Here is a 14,220-nt window from a genome sequence, read left to right as displayed (position 1 = left end):
CGTGGCTAGGCTTCGAAACATGACAACGGATGCCGCGCCCGAGCGCGTCACGCTCGCCGACATCGCCGCGGAGGCGGGCGTCTCGCTCGCGACGATCTCCAAGGTGCTGAACGGCCGCTCGGATGTCTCGGCCACGACCCGCGCGCGGGTCGAGCACGTGCTCGCCGAGCGCGGGTACCGGCGCCGCGGAGGCGGGCGCTCCGAGGCGCGCGCCGAGCTCATCGAGCTCGTCTTCCACGAGCTCGACCCGATCTGGTCGATGGAGGTCATCGACGGCGTCGAGTCGGTGGCGAAGGAGCACGGGCTGAGCGTCGTGCTGACCGTGAGCGGCACCCGCCACTCGCCCGACCCCGACTGGGTCGAGGGCGTGATGCGCCGGCGGCCGGTCGGCGTCGTGCTCGTCTTCAGCGACCTGGCACCCGAGTACCACGAGCAGCTCCATTCGCGCGCCATCCCGTTCGTCATCGTCGACCCGGCCGGCGACCCGTCGCCCGACGTGCCGTCGGTCGGCTCGGCGAACTGGTCCGGCGGCCTCGCCGCGACGCGCCACCTCATCGAGCTCGGCCACCGGCGGATCGCCGCGATCACCGGGCCGGCCGATATGATGTGCTCGCTCGCGCGCATCGACGGCTACCGGTCCGCCATGAACTCGGCCGGACTCCCGGTCGACGAGGAGTGGATCCGCTTCGGCGACTTCCACGTGTCCGGCGGCCGCGACCGGGCTCGCGAGCTCCTCGATCGCGAGGACCGTCCCACGGCGATCTTCGCCGGCAGCGACATGCAGGCGCTCGGCGTGCTCGAGGCCGCGCGCGAGCGCGGCATCCGCGTGCCCGAGGACCTCTCGGTCGTCGGCTACGACGACATCCCGCTCGCCCGCTGGCTCACGCCGAAGCTCACGACCGTCCACCAGCCGCTGCGCCGCATGGGCGAGGAGGCGGCGCGACTCGCCATCCGCCTCGCCGAGGACCCGCACGGCCCGGGTGCGCCGACGCCGCGGATGGACCTCGCGACGAGCCTCGTGGTGCGGGACAGCACGGCGGCCCCGGCCGAGGCTGCCTCGCGGTCGTCGCAGCCTCGGGCTAGAGCAGCGAGGGCACCGTCGGCGTGACCGGCACGACGATGACCGACGTGCCCCCGTGCTCGAGCGCGTGCGCGAGCGCCGAGCGCACCTCGTCGTCCGTGCCGGCCTCGACGCCGCGGCATCCGTAGCCCTTCGCCAGCGAGACGATGTCGAGCCCCGGGATCTCGAGGCCCGGCACGCCGGGGGTCTCCTCGAGCTCCGCGAACGACTTGAGGATCGCGTACTCGCCGTTGCGAGGCACGACGACGATCAGGTTCGCGTCGTGCTGCGCCGCGGTCCAGAGCGCCTGGATGGAGTACTGCAGCGAGCCGTCGCCCATCACGGCGAGCACCGGGCGGTTGCGACCCGTCCTGCGCTCCGCGAGCGCGATGCCCACGGAGGCCGGCAGGTTCCACCCGAGGCTGCCCGAGGCGAACGTGAAGAACGTGTCCGGGACCTCGACGGGCCACGCGGCGTGGAGCTCGGCGAGGTTCGACGGGGACTCCTCGACGAGCACGGTGTCGGGCGGAGTCGCATCCCTGAGGATGCGGAACAGCTGCAGCGGGGTGAGGACGCCCTCGGGCGCCTCCTGCTCGGCGTCCGCGGAGACCGCGGTCGGCGCCATCCGGTGCGGCAGCATCTCGACCGTGCGCATGGGCGCCGGGCGGGCCTCGATGATCTCGGTCAGGGCCTGCATCGTGAGCAGCGGGTCGCCGATCAGGCTGTCGCCGACCGGCGCCTTGGCGGTCTCCGCAGGGTCGTCCGAGACGTGCAGGAGCTGGAGGCCGTCGGGCAGGTACGGCCCCGCGACGTACGGGTAGTAGCGGAAGACGGGGGCGCCGATCACGATCGCGACGTCGTGCCCGGCGAGCTTCTCGGCGAGCGGGCCGATCGCGAACGGCAGTCCGCCCGCGTACAGCGGGTGGTGCTCGGGGAACGGCGCCCGCTCCGAGGCCGGTGCCGCCCAGACCGTGGCGTTCAGCCGTTCGGCGAGCGTGACGGCCTGGTCCCATCCCTGCTCGCGGGCGACCGAGGCGCCGAGGATGAGGGCCGGATGCTCCGCCGACGACAGGCGCACCGCGAACTCCGCGATGCGCGCCGGATCGGGCGCGATCCGGTTCGCGACGCGGCGGACGACCGCGTGGCCGTCGGCCTCCCGATCCCAGTCGTCCAGCGGGATCGAGAGGAAGACCGGGCCCTGCGGCGGCTGGGTCGCGATCGCGTACGCGCGCATGAAGGCGGCCGGGACGTCACCGGCCCGCACCGGCTCGTAGCTCCACTTCACCCACGGCTTCGGCAGCACCGACGGCTCGATGTTGGTCAGCCACGGCTCCATCAGCAGCATGTCGCGCGTCTGGTTGCCCGCCGTCACGATGAGCGGCGTGCGGTTCATGAACGCGGTCAGGATGTTCGACATCCCGTTCGACAGGCCCGCCGACGTGTGCACGTTGACGAGCGTCGGCGCCCGCGTGGCCTGCGCGAACCCGTCCGCCGCGCCGACGGCGGCCGCCTCGGCGAGCGTCTGCACGTAGGTGAAGTCCGACGGGAAGTCCTTCAGGAAGGTCTCCTCCGTGGAGCCCGGATTTCCGAACACCGTCGTCAGGCCCAGGTCGCGGAACAGCTGGAACGTCGCTTCTCGTACGGTGACCACGTCGCCTCGCCCCCTCGGCATCCCGGGGCGTCTCGGCTTCCCGGGGTCGTCTCGGCGCACACCCTGCCAGAGCGGCACGGATGCCGCAACGGACCGAAGGCCCGAGGCGCCGCGCGTCGCAGCCGCGGCCCGTCGCGCTCAGGCGCCGCCCGCGACCGGGATCGGCCGCGTGAGCGGCGGCTCCGACTCGCGCCGCGACACGATGAGCGCGCGGTGCACGCGCCAGGCCGCGAACACCGCGAGCACGCTCACGCCGAGGTGCATCCACAGGAACCCGTCGACGAGGCCGGCGCCGAGCAGGACCCCCGCGACGAGCGGGCCGGCCGCCGTGAACGCGGTCTGCAGTGCCGCCATGGTGCCGAGCGTCTGCCCGACCATGCCCTTCGGGGCGAGCGAGGCCGTGAGCGGGTTCAGCACGGGGCTGTAGATCGTCTCGCCGACGGCGAAGATGCCGTAGGTCGTGACGAAGATCGCCGCGGCGAGGCCGGGCGCGAGCTGCGCCGCCGACAGCCCGAGCCAGGCGATCACCCAGATCGCACCGACGCCCATGAGCAGCACGGGCGCGCTGCGCTTGGCCGTGAGCCGGACCATGACCACCTGGATCGCGACGATCACGAGGCAGTTGACGGCCGCGGCGGTGCCGATGACGGTCGGGTCGACGCCGAGCACGGTGATTCCGTACGCGGGCAGCCCCGACTCGAACTGCGCGTAGAAGCCGAGGGCCAGGGTGATCGTCACGATCGCGGTCCAGCGCAGCGCCGGGGTGGCGAAGATGATGCGCAGGATGCCGCGCGAGCGCGCCTCGACGGCCGTGATCGAGCCGGTCGGGTCGCTCGCGAAGTCGACCGGCTCCGGGGCGCCGCGACCGGCGATCGCGATGATGGCGGACGACACGGCGAACCCGGCGGCGGCCATGAGGAAGCCGACGTCCAGGCCGTCGTGCCGGTCGAGGTCGACGAGCAGCCCGGCGATGAATGCACCCGCGGCCATGCCGAGCGCCTCGCCCGTGAACTTGTAGGCGAACACCTTCCGTCGGTCGTCGCTCGAGGACCACTGCAGCGCGAGCACCTGCTTCGCGGGCGCGGCCGCCGAGAGGCCCATCCCGAACACGAGCATGCCCGCGAGGAATGCGCCGGGCTCGTCGGCGATGATGAGCGACGCCGCCGCCGCGGCACCGATCATCTGGGCGACGACGGCGACCCGGACGGCCGGGAACCGGTCGCTCAGTCGACCTGCGAGCGGCGCGGCGACGAGCGCGCCGACCGAGAACAGCGATGCGGCGCCGGCCGCGACGAGCGCGCCCCAGTCCCTCGTCTCCGCGGCATAGGCGTACTGGTAGGGCAGGATCCCGCCCCATCCCAGAGAACCGATGCTCGAAGCGAGAACGAGCAGCATCGCGCGCACGGGCGCACCCCTTTCACGTGGTCGACCGCGAGGTCGATGACGGATGCCGCGGCCGCACGCCGCGGCGACGCCGTCGCCCTCGTGGCTTCGGCGTCGAATACTTCGATGTCGAAATCTTAGCAACCGAAAGACGTGTGCGAGAATTCCCGCATGGCGAGACGCGGGCCGAGTGCGGCCGAGCAGCACCGCAGGGCCGTCGCGGCCTACGTGGCCGCGGGCGGCGAGGAGTCGGTGCAGCGCGTGATCACGGCCGTGCAGAGCCTCTCGAAGAAGCTCGACCAGTGGTACGCCAGGCAGCTCGCCGACCTCGACGTCACGGCGGGGGAGTGGGCGGTCGTCGCCACGCTCGCGAAGGACGGCGGCGCGCTCACGCCGAGCCAGCTCGCCGACCTCACCAACGTCGCACCCTCGTCGATGACGCATCGGCTCGACAAGCTCGTCGATCGCGGCCTCGTCCAGCGGACGCCCGATGCCGAGAACCGCACGCGCATCCTCGTGAAGCTGACCGACGGCGGGTGGGAGCTGTTCAGCCTCGCGATCCGCAGCTCCGACGTCGTCGAGTCCGACGTGCTGCAGGACCTCGGCGACACCGAGCGCGGCGAGCTCGCGCGCCTGCTCGAGGTCGTCATCGCGCGACTCGACGACATCGAGGCCTGAGTCAGCGTCGCGCCTCGCGAGCGAGTCCCCACCCCGGGCCCGTCGGCCGAGTTCGCGTCAGACGGGACCCGGCATCGCGCCGCCGGACGCGAGGTGGTCGAGGATCGTCGTGCGCCACTCCTCGAGGTAGGCGTCGTACCCGTCGGCGAACCGCGCCAGGTCGGCCGCGGCATCCGTCGTCATCGCGGTGAGGTCGTAGGCGACCTGCACGACGCAGCCCTCGGCGGCGTCGACGAGTTCGACCGTCACGGTGCCCGCCGTCCACGCCTCGGCGACCCGCGCGTACCGTGCCGCGCGGCCGGGCTCGCAGTCGAGCACGACCCACGTCGTCGGGCGGCCGTCGTCGTCCCGCGTCTGCCACACCGTGCCGACCTCGAGGTCGTCGGCGTCGTCGACGAAGAACCGCGGCGTCCAGCCCGGAACCCGGAGCTCCTCGCCCCGGGCCGTGAAGAGCCGGAACGCATCGTGTCGCGCCAGCGGGAGCGCGAACGATCCGCGCAGGACGACACGGCAGCCGGTCGTCGCGCCCGGAGAGCGCGTCACCGCTCGGCCTCCTCCGCGCTGGGGAATCGCCAGCGGTGCGGACGGTCGGCGATCCGGTCGCCGCGAAGACGACGGTCGACGTAGTGCATGACCAGGCCGGCGGCGATGAGCGCGGCGCCGAGGGGCGCGAGCGTCGTCCGTGCGATTGCGAGGACGACCTCGAAGACGACGGTCGCAGCGCTCCATTCGGCCGTGTTCATGCCCCACCACGCTGTCAGCGCGTACGGCGCGGCCGCGATGAGTGCACCGCCGGCCAGGGCGATCACGACACCCCACCAGATCACCGTTCTCGGCATGGAATCCGTGCTCATCGCTCTCCTCGTCGCGCCGTCGCGTGTTCCATCACGCTACCGCGCTCGCGTGCGCGACCCCGCCGGTCACCCCGTCAGACGCCCACCCGTTCGATCGCGACCGTCGGATGCAGCGCCCGTCGATGGTCGACCACACGGGTGGGACCATCCAGCCGCACGGCGTGCGCGTGCACCAGGTCGCTGCTCGACCGTCCCACCGAGAGCACGAGCTCGCCCGGCTCGACGATCCGCTCGCCGGCGCGCGACGTGAACGACGCGAGGTCGGCGGGCACCGTGAACCGCACCTCGGCGGCGGCGCCCGGCGGCAGGTCGACGCGCGCGAAGCCCACGAGACGCTGCACGGGCCGCACGACCGATGCGACCGGGTCGTGCAGGTAGAGCTGCACGACCTCGGCGCCCCGACGCTCGCCGGAGTTGCGCACCCGCAGTCGCACGGTGGTCGCACCGTCCGTCGCGATCGACGCCTCGTCGCCCGCGAACGACGACCAGTCGAACGCGGCGTAGCCCAGTCCGTGACCGAACGGGAACGCCGCCGTCGGATCGATGTTCGAGACATCGCTGGCGCGCGCGAGCGGCGGCGCGAGGTAGGTCGTCGGCTGCGCCCCCGGCGACGCCGGGATCGACACCGGCAGGCGCCCGCTCGGGTTCACGCGGCCGCTCAGCACGCCGGCGATCGCGCCGGCGCCCTCCTCGCCCGCGAAGAACGCCTGCACGATGCCCGCCGCCTCCGACGCGGCACGCCCCAGCGCGTACGGGCGCCCGGCGAGCATCGTCAGCACCGCCGGCGTGCCGGAGTCGAGCACCGCGTCGACGAGCGCCTGCTGCGCTCCCGGGAGCGCGAGCGACTCGGCATCGCAGCCCTCGCCGCTCGTGCCGCGTCCGAAGAGCCCCGCGCGGTCGCCGAGCGCGAGCACGACGACGTCGGCGGTCGACGCCAGCTCGACCGCCTCGGCGATGCCGTCGGTCTCCCCGCCGTCCACGCTCGTGCCGACCGCGTGCCGGACCTCGCTGCCGGGGAACTCGGCGCGGAGCGCGTCGAGCAGCGTCGGGATCCGGATGCCGATCGCGACGCCCGGATGCTGGGTCACCACGTGCGTCGGGAACGAGTAGCAGCCGAGCATCGCGTACGGGTCGTCGGCGTTCGGGCCGATCACCGCGATCACCGGCGGCGCCTCGAGCGGCAGCGTGCCGTCGTTGCGCACCAGCACCACGGCGCGCTCGGCGAGCTCGCGCGCGAGCGCGCGGTTGCCGGGCGGGTCGAGGTCGATGCGGCCGCGCAGCCGCCCGGCGTGCGACGCGTCGGCGTCCGCGAGGTCGGCGTCGGCGAGGCCGAGTCCGGCGAGCGCGGCCGGCACGGGCGTCCAGTCGGCGTCGAGCAGTCCGAGCTGGGCCTTCTGCCGCAGCACGCGCCGCAGCGCCGTGTCGATGAGCCCGACGTCCACCGCGCCGGCCTCCACGGCCGCGCGCAGCGGCTCGCCGAACGCCTTCACGGTCGGGAGTTCGACGTCGAGCCCCGCCTCGAGTGCCGCGGCTGCGGCATCCGCCCAGGTGTCGGCGACGCCGTGCAGCAGCTTCAGGAACGCCACCGCGAAGTAGTCCGCGACGACCGTGCCGTCGAAGCCCCACGTCTCGCGCAGCAGTTCCGTGAGCAGCCGCCGGTCCGCGGCCGACGGCACGCCGTCGAGGTCGGAGTACGAGTTCATGACGCTGCGCGCCCCGCCCTCGCGCACCGCCATCTCGAACGGCGGCAGGAGCACGTCGCCGAGCTCGCGCGGTCCGATCGAGACGGGAGCGAGGTTGCGCCCGGCCTTCGAGGCCGAGTAGCCGACGAAGTGCTTCAGGGTCGCCACGAGGCCGGATGTCTCGAGCCCGCGCACGTACGCGGTGCCCACCGTCGCGACGAGGTAGGGGTCTTCGCCGATGGTCTCCTCGACGCGGCCCCAGCGCGCATCGCGGACGACGTCGAGCACGGGCGCGAGGCCCTGGTGCACCCCGACCGAGCGCATGTCGGCGCCGATGCGCCGAGCCATCCGCTCGACCAGCGCCGGGTCGAATGACGCGCCCCACGACAGCGGAACGGGGTAGGCGGTCGCACCCCACGCGGCGAAGCCCGCGAGGCACTCGTCGTGCGCGATCGAGGGGATGCCGAGGCGGTTCGCACCGACGATGCGCCGCTGCATGCGCGCGAGCGAGAGCGCGCCGACCGCCGCGTCGACGGGCGCCGTGCCGAACGGACGCGTCACCTGGCCGAGGCCCGATGGGAGCAGCGCGTCGAGGTCGACGTCGTCGTTCAGGTCGTGCTGGTGCGGGGCGACGTCGCCGCCGCCGTCGTCGGCCGCGCCGACCCACACGCCGTAGAGCTGCGCGAGCTTCTCGTCGAGCGTCATCTCGGCCATCAGCGCGGCCACGCGCTCGTCGATGGGGCGGGCGGCGTCGCGCCACGCGGCATCCGCCACCTGCGTCGCCCCGCCGATGGGCGTCGAGCCGTCGAGCGCGGTCATCCCTTCACCGCCCCGGTGAGGCCGCCGACGATCCGGCGCTCGAACACGCTGAAGAAGATGAGCGCGGGGATCATCGACAGCGACGTGAACGCGAGGACCTTCGCCGTGTCGACGGAGTACTCCGAGGAGAACGCCTGCACGCCGAGCGGCAACGTGAAGGCCGTCTGGTCGTTGAGGATGAACAGCGGAAGCAGGTAGCTGTTCCAGCTTCCGACGAACGCCAGGATGCCGACGGTCACGACGCCGGGCACCGAGAGCGGCAGCACCATCCGCCAGAAGAAGCCGAGTCGGCTGCAGCCGTCGATCGCGGCCGCTTCCTGGATCTCCTCGGGGATCGCACGCAGGAAGGGCACCAGGATGATGATCGTCACCGGAAGCGCGAACGCGATCTGCGGCAGGATCACCCCGCCGAGCGAGTTCATGAGGCCGAGCGAGCGCACCACGATGTACAGGGGGGTGATCGCCACGGTGAGCGGGAACATCAGGCCGGCGGCGAAGAGGGCGTACAGCGCCCCGCGTCCGGCGAAGTTGTAGCGCGCCAGGACGAAGCTCGCCATCAGGCCGAGCACGATGACGCCGAGCGTGGTCGCGAAGCCCACGATGGCGGAGTTCAGCACCTGACGCCAGAACACCTCGCCGGTCAGCACGTCCAGGTAGTTCGCGAAGACCCACGGGTCGGGCAGCCCCGACGGGTCCACCGTGATCTGCGAGTTCGTGCGGAAGCCGCCGATGATGATGTAGGCGATCGGCGCGAGCATCAGTCCGATGACGACCAGTGCGACGAGGTACACGATCGGGCTCGCGGCCCGCAGACGGGGCGACTTCGATGGACGGCCGCGTCGACGGAGCGGAAGCACCGCGGCCGCGGTCTCGGGGTAGGCGGTCATCGCTGGAACCGGCCCTTCTTCTGGTCTCCGGTGATCGCGCCTTCGGTGTCGCGTCGGAGGACGAATCGCTGGTAGACGAGTGCCACCACGAGTGAGATGACGAACAGGACGACGGCCACGGCGTTGCCGTATCCGAAGTTGCCGGCGTTCCTGCCCTCGGCGACCATGTACGTCGCCATGGTGGAGGTGCCGGCGGTCGAGGCGACGTACTGGCCCCAGATGATGTACACGAGGTCGAACAGCTGGAGTGATCCGATGATCGACAGGAACGCCCAGATCCGGAGCGTCGGGCCCATCAGCGGCAGCGTGATGTGGCGCTGGATCTGCCAGAACGTCGCACCGTCGATCGCGGCGGCCTCGTTGAGCTCGTCCGGGATGCCCTGCAGGCCGGCCAGGAAGAGGATGACGGCGAAGCCGATGTACTTCCAGGTGATGATGCCCATGAGCGTCCAGATGGCGAGATCGGGATTGCTCAGCCAGTCCTGGGCGAGGAAGCCGAGGCCCATCTTCTCGAGCTGGTCGTTGACCGCGCCGTTGGTCTGGAGCATGAGGCTCCAGCCGGTGCCGACCACGACCTCGGCGATGACGTACGGGACGAAGATGAGGACGCGGATGATCGACTGGCCGCGCATCCGGCGATTCAGGAGCAGCGCGAGCAGGAACGCCGCGGGCCCCTGCAGGAGCAGCGACAGCACCACGATCGTGCCGTTGTGCAGCACCGCCTCCTGGAAGGCCGGATCCTGGACGATGGTGAGGTAGTTCCGGAACCCGATGAAGTCGGTGGGCGGTCCGAACCCCTTCCAGCTGAAGAAGCCGTAGTAGGCGGCCATGACGACCGGGAAGATCACCAGGCCGAGGAAGACGATGAGTGCCGGTCCGACCAGCAGGGCGATCTCGAGCCTGGCGCCCCACCCGTTGCCGCGACGGCGCCGGGGGGACGGGGGCGTCGCCTGGGCGACGCCCCCGTCGCGGTGCGCGGGCCCTGTCGGCACGTCGATCTCCGTCGCAGAGTCCACGCGAGCGGTCATCGCCTGATCACTCCTTGGCGGCGGCCGCGTCGACGGCCTCGATGATCTGCTCGGGCGAGCCGCTTCCCGCGAGCATGTCGACGACCGCGACGTTCAGCGCGTTGCCGACGTTCTGCCCGTAGACCGTGTCGAGCCACTGCGACGCGTAGGGCGCCGCGTTGTACGCCTCGAGGATCTGCTGCAGGTAGGGCTCGGTGACCGCCTCCTGGGCGACCGTGTTCACGGGCGGCGCGTTGAAGGCCTCGTAGTAGGCCTGCTGCACGTCGGCGGTGCCGATGTAGTTGAGGAAGTCCACGCACGCGTCGGGGGCATCCACCGAGCACGAGTAGCCGTCGACGCCGCCCATCATCGAGCCGGGCTCGCCGTCGCCGCCGTCGACCTCGGGGAACGGGAACCAGGCGAGGTCGGGGAGCGGCTGCTGGTCGGGCGTGAGCGAGGCGATCACGCCCGGGTTCCAGGCGCCCATGAGTTCCATCGCGGCCTCGTGGTTCGCCAGGAGACCGGCGGAGCTGCCGGCGCCCTGCTGGGCCGACGTGGTGAGGAACCCCTGGTTGAAGGGCTCGGTGTCGGCGAAGTCCTGCAGGTCCTCACCCGCGCGGATCCAGCACTCGTCGCTGAAGTCGCGCTCGTCGGCGGCCTTGGCGAGCGTGTCCGGGCTGCACTCGCGGAGGGCGAACCAGTAGTACCAGTGGGCAGCCGGCCAGGCGTCCTTCGCGCCGAGCGCGATCGGCGCGACTCCCGTCTCCTTCAGCTTCGCGACGGCGTCGTCCAACTCGTCGACCGTGGTCGGGTTCTCGGTGATGCCGGCCTCGTCGAAGAGGTCCTGGCTGTAGAACAGTCCGCCGGGCAGCACCGCGATCGGCATCGCGTAGACCTTGCCGTCGAGGGTGTTCGCCGAGTAGGCGGCGTCCGGGATCTCCTCCGCGGCCGCCCCGGTGATGCCGTCGGTGAGGTCCTTGAGCTGGCCGGCCTCGACCATGGCGGCCATCTTGCCGCCGCCGCGCTGGAGGAAGACGTCCGGCGCGTCGCCCGCGTTGAGGGCCGTCTGGAGCTTGCCGTCGAGGTCCTCGTTCTGGATCGCCTGGATGTCGACGGTGACCCCGGGGTTGTCGGCCTCGAAGTCGGCGACGGTCTGCTCCCAGAACTCCTTGCCCGGACCCGTCGAGGCGTTGTGCCAGAGCGTCAGTTCGACGTCTCCGCCGTCCTGCGAGTCTCCCGCACTGCACCCCGCGAGGGCGCCGGCTGCGAGGAGTGCGGTGGTTCCGATCACCGCGATCCTGCCGATGCTGCGTCTGTTCATCATTGAACCTCTCGAAAATTTCGACGTCAACGTCGAAAGTGATGTGGACGTGATGAATATACGCCTCAGCCGATATGCGGTCAAGCGCAACAAATCTGGCGAGGGTGGCCCCGTTCGCTCGCTCGCGAACCTAGAGTGGTGCGCGTGACCGACCGAAACGGCAGTACCGGGAGTTTCGACGGGGTGCATCGACGCAACCTGGCGAGGATCCTCGGACTCGCGCACCTCGAGGGACCGCTGTCCCGGGCCCGCATCACCGCGCTCACGGGGCTGAACCGTTCGACCGTCGCCTCCCTCGCCGGCGAGCTCGTCGAACTCGGGCTCGTCGAGGAACGCGCTCCCGACCCCACCAATCGCGTCGGGCGCCCGTCGCCCGTCGTCGCAGCGGACCCCGGTGTCGTCGCGGTCGCCGTGAACCCCGAGGTCGACGCCGTGACCCTCGCGGCCGTCGGTCTCGGCGGTCGGATCGACGCCCGCGAGCGCATCGAGGTCGATGAGCTCGTGACGCCCGAGCGCACCGCGCTGCTCGTCGCCGACGCGATCCGGCGCTGGCGCGACGGCGACCTCGCCCACGCCCGATTCGCCGGCGTCGGCCTCGCGGTCCCCGGCCTCGTGCGCACCTCCGACGGGCTCGTCCGGTTCGCGCCGCACCTCGAATGGCACGAGGCGCCCGTGCGCGAGTTCGTCGAGGAGGCCACGGGCCTGCCCGCCTCCGTCGGCAACGATGCGAGCCTCGGAGCGCTCGCCGAGCACCTCTTCGGAGCAGGACGCGGCGTCGACGACCTGGTCTACCTGAACGGCGGCGCGAGCGGCATCGGCGGCGGCCTCGTCGTGCACGGCCGTGCCGTCGAGGGCCGGAGCGGCTACGCGGGCGAGTTCGGCCAGAATCGGCCCGGGATCGCCTCGCCCGGGGACCGTCGCGCGGGCGGCGGCGTCCTCGAGGACGAGGTCGGTCGCGCGAGGCTCCTCGAGGCCCTGGGGCTGAGGACGGCGGACGAGCCGACCCTGGCCGGCGCCATCCGCTCGGCCGTCGACGCCGGCGACCCGGCGATCGCCGCAGAGCTCGATCGGCAGCGCCGCATCCTCGCGACCGCCCTCGCGAACGCCGTGAACGTGCTGAACCCGTCGCTCGTGATCCTCGGCGGGTTCCTCGCGACGCTCGCGGAACTGGATCCGGCCGCACTGCGGGCCGCGGTCGCCGCGCAGGCCATGCCCGCGGCGATGGAGGACGTCGACGTCGTGGTCGCCGCACTCGGCGAGGATCGCCTCATGATCGGCGCCGCCGAACTCGCGTTCGCGAGGCTCCTGGCGGACCCGCTGTCGGTCGCCGGCTGACGGGCCGAGGGCGCCGGGAGCCGCCGCCGAATGGCCTCGGCTTGCGTCCACGGGGGGTCGGGGCGCTACACTCGAAGCTCAGTCGAATCGATTCGAGGCCGCGATGGCCGAGATCGCTCCCGGCGGCGCCCCACGGGGCGCCGTTCCTGTTCGCCCGGCGCCCGACGGTGCGCGCCAGCACAGCCGCCTCCGCACGTCCGCACTCCAGCACGCCTCGGGAACCGCCATGTCCACCGCCTCCATCCCCATCGTCCGACCGGACGACTACACCGCCGCCCGCCACCCCGGCGACCTCCTCAGCCGCCGCCAGCGCCTCGTCTACGTGCTGGTGCTCGGCGCGCTCACCGCGCTCGGCCCGTTCACGGTCGACCTCTACCTCCCCGCGTTCCCCGCGCTCGAGTCCGAGTTCGGCGTCGGCGCCGCCGCCGTGCAGATCACGCTGACCGGCACGATGATCGGCTTCGGCCTCGGCCAGCTCGTCGTCGGCCCGTGGAGCGACAAGGTCGGACGCCGGCTGCCCCTCATCCTCGCGACCGCCCTGCACATCGCCGCGTCGATCGCGGCCGCGCTCGCGCCCGACATCGCCTGGCTCGCGTTCTTCCGCCTCATGCAGGGCTTCGGCGCCGCCGCGGGCGGCGTGGTCGCGATGGCGATGGTCCGCGACCTGTTCGGCGGCAAGCCGCTCGTGCGCATGCTCTCGCGCCTCGCACTCGTCAACGGGCTCGCACCCGTGATCGCGCCGGTCATCGGCTCGCAGCTGCTCGCCTTCATGGACTGGCGGGGCGTCTTCTGGGTGCTGGCCGGCTACGGCGTCGTCGTCGTCGTCTCGGTCGCGTTCCTGATCGTCGAGACGCTGCCCGAGTCGCGCCGCCACGTGGCGGGCCACTCGTCGATGCGCGAGCGCTACCGCGCGCTCTTCCGCGACCGCGTCTACCTCGGCGCCGCGATCATCGGCGGCATGACGTTCACGGGCCTGTTCGCGTACCTGACGACCTCGTCGTTCCTGTTCCAGCAGGTGTACGCGTTCAGCCCGCAGGAGTTCGGCCTGATCTTCGCCGTGAACTCCGTCGGCGTCATCATCGGCGTGCAGACGGCGTCGAGGCTCATCCGCGGGCCGATCCCGCCGCAGTACGTGCTCGCGGGCGCGACCATCGTGCACGCCGCGATGGCGATCGCGATCATCGTGCTCGACTCGTCGGGCGCGGGCTTCTGGGGCACCGCGATCCCGCTGTGGATCTACATCACCGCATGCGGGTTCAGCTTCCCCTCCGTGCAGGTGCTCGCCCTCGCGCACCACGGCGCCGAGGCCGGTACGGCCGCGTCGCTGCTCGGCGCGCTGAACTTCGGCCTGGCCGGCGCGATCTCGCCGCTCATCGGCCTGTTCGGCGTCGACAGCGCGGTGCCGATGGCGGCGTTCATGCTCGGTGCCGCGGTGGTCGCGATCGCCTCGGTCTGGCTGCTCGTCCGCCCGAAGACGGTCCCCGCGCTCAGCGACTGATCGCGCATGGGCGGATGCCGCGTGCCGCATCGGCTGCGGCATCCG

General features: G+C 72.1%; 13 protein-coding genes. 5 read left to right on the top strand and 8 right to left on the bottom strand.

Annotated elements, in window-relative coordinates:
- Positions 1 to 19: 19 nt before the first annotated feature.
- Entirely contained in the window at positions 20 to 1,108 is a 1,089-nt protein-coding gene (locus tag ACFVHK_RS15945) for a LacI family DNA-binding transcriptional regulator (RefSeq protein WP_376929680.1), read from the top strand.
- On the opposite strand, the gene mdlC is transcribed toward ACFVHK_RS15945, so the two are convergent.
- Together mdlC and ACFVHK_RS15935 are read right to left on the bottom strand one after the other, a co-directional pair.
- Positions 1,080 to 2,711, bottom strand: coding sequence for a benzoylformate decarboxylase (gene mdlC / locus ACFVHK_RS15940; protein ID WP_376929679.1), 1,632 nt, complete (start codon positions 2,709 to 2,711; stop codon positions 1,080 to 1,082). The genes ACFVHK_RS15945 and mdlC overlap by 29 nt on opposite strands.
- 138 nt (positions 2,712 to 2,849) lie before the next feature.
- Positions 2,850 to 4,106: an MFS transporter gene (locus ACFVHK_RS15935; RefSeq protein WP_376929692.1), complete on the bottom strand. Its 1,257-nt coding sequence runs from the start codon at positions 4,104 to 4,106 to the stop codon at positions 2,850 to 2,852.
- A 159-nt stretch (positions 4,107 to 4,265) separates the two neighbouring features.
- On the opposite strand from ACFVHK_RS15935, the gene ACFVHK_RS15930 reads away from it, so the two are divergent.
- On the top strand, positions 4,266 to 4,772 hold the full coding sequence (locus ACFVHK_RS15930) for a MarR family winged helix-turn-helix transcriptional regulator (RefSeq protein ID WP_376929678.1): 507 nt from the start codon (positions 4,266 to 4,268) through the stop codon (positions 4,770 to 4,772).
- 57 nt (positions 4,773 to 4,829) lie between these two features.
- Here the strand turns inward: ACFVHK_RS15930 and ACFVHK_RS15925 are convergent, their stop codons facing one another.
- The 6 genes from ACFVHK_RS15925 to ACFVHK_RS15900 form a co-directional block, all read right to left on the bottom strand.
- Entirely contained in the window at positions 4,830 to 5,315 is a 486-nt protein-coding gene (locus ACFVHK_RS15925; protein WP_376929677.1) for a hypothetical protein, read from the bottom strand.
- On the bottom strand, positions 5,312 to 5,626 hold the full coding sequence (locus ACFVHK_RS15920; protein ID WP_129234272.1) for a hypothetical protein: 315 nt from the start codon (positions 5,624 to 5,626) through the stop codon (positions 5,312 to 5,314). Before ACFVHK_RS15920 ends, ACFVHK_RS15925 begins: the two co-directional genes overlap by 4 nt.
- A gap of 74 nt (positions 5,627 to 5,700) precedes the next feature.
- Positions 5,701 to 8,127 carry a beta-xylosidase/alpha-l-arabinosidase gene (locus ACFVHK_RS15915; RefSeq protein WP_376929676.1) on the bottom strand — a complete coding sequence of 809 codons (2,427 nt, stop codon included), beginning with the start codon at positions 8,125 to 8,127 and terminating at the stop codon, positions 5,701 to 5,703.
- Positions 8,124 to 9,014, bottom strand: coding sequence for a carbohydrate ABC transporter permease (locus tag ACFVHK_RS15910; RefSeq protein ID WP_376929675.1), 891 nt, complete (start codon positions 9,012 to 9,014; stop codon positions 8,124 to 8,126). The genes ACFVHK_RS15915 and ACFVHK_RS15910 overlap by 4 nt, the downstream gene beginning before the upstream one ends.
- A complete protein-coding gene (locus tag ACFVHK_RS15905) occupies positions 9,011 to 10,042 on the bottom strand; it encodes a carbohydrate ABC transporter permease (RefSeq protein ID WP_129234466.1) in 1,032 nt (343 codons plus the stop codon). Before ACFVHK_RS15905 ends, ACFVHK_RS15910 begins: the two co-directional genes overlap by 4 nt.
- Before the next feature lie 7 nt (positions 10,043 to 10,049).
- Positions 10,050 to 11,342 (bottom strand): ABC transporter substrate-binding protein, encoded by a 1,293-nt coding sequence (locus ACFVHK_RS15900; RefSeq protein ID WP_376929674.1) that lies wholly within the window; start codon positions 11,340 to 11,342, stop codon positions 10,050 to 10,052.
- Here ACFVHK_RS15900 and ACFVHK_RS15895 point away from each other — a divergent pair.
- From ACFVHK_RS15895 to ACFVHK_RS15885, 3 genes are all read left to right on the top strand, one after another.
- Positions 11,299 to 11,490 carry a hypothetical protein gene (locus tag ACFVHK_RS15895; RefSeq protein ID WP_165307508.1) on the top strand — a complete coding sequence of 64 codons (192 nt, stop codon included), beginning with the start codon at positions 11,299 to 11,301 and terminating at the stop codon, positions 11,488 to 11,490. The genes ACFVHK_RS15900 and ACFVHK_RS15895 overlap by 44 nt on opposite strands.
- On the top strand, positions 11,487 to 12,677 hold the full coding sequence (locus ACFVHK_RS15890; protein ID WP_376929673.1) for an ROK family transcriptional regulator: 1,191 nt from the start codon (positions 11,487 to 11,489) through the stop codon (positions 12,675 to 12,677). Before ACFVHK_RS15895 ends, ACFVHK_RS15890 begins: the two co-directional genes overlap by 4 nt.
- Positions 12,678 to 12,903: 226 nt before the next feature.
- Positions 12,904 to 14,175: a multidrug effflux MFS transporter gene (locus ACFVHK_RS15885; protein WP_376929672.1), complete on the top strand. Its 1,272-nt coding sequence runs from the start codon at positions 12,904 to 12,906 to the stop codon at positions 14,173 to 14,175.
- Positions 14,176 to 14,220 lie beyond the last annotated feature (45 nt).

It is taken from the genome of Agromyces binzhouensis, assembly GCF_042672355.1.
Classification (GTDB): domain Bacteria; phylum Actinomycetota; class Actinomycetes; order Actinomycetales; family Microbacteriaceae; genus Agromyces; species Agromyces binzhouensis.
Note: the sequence above shows the minus strand (reverse complement) of the source record. Positions and strands in the feature narration are given on the sequence as shown.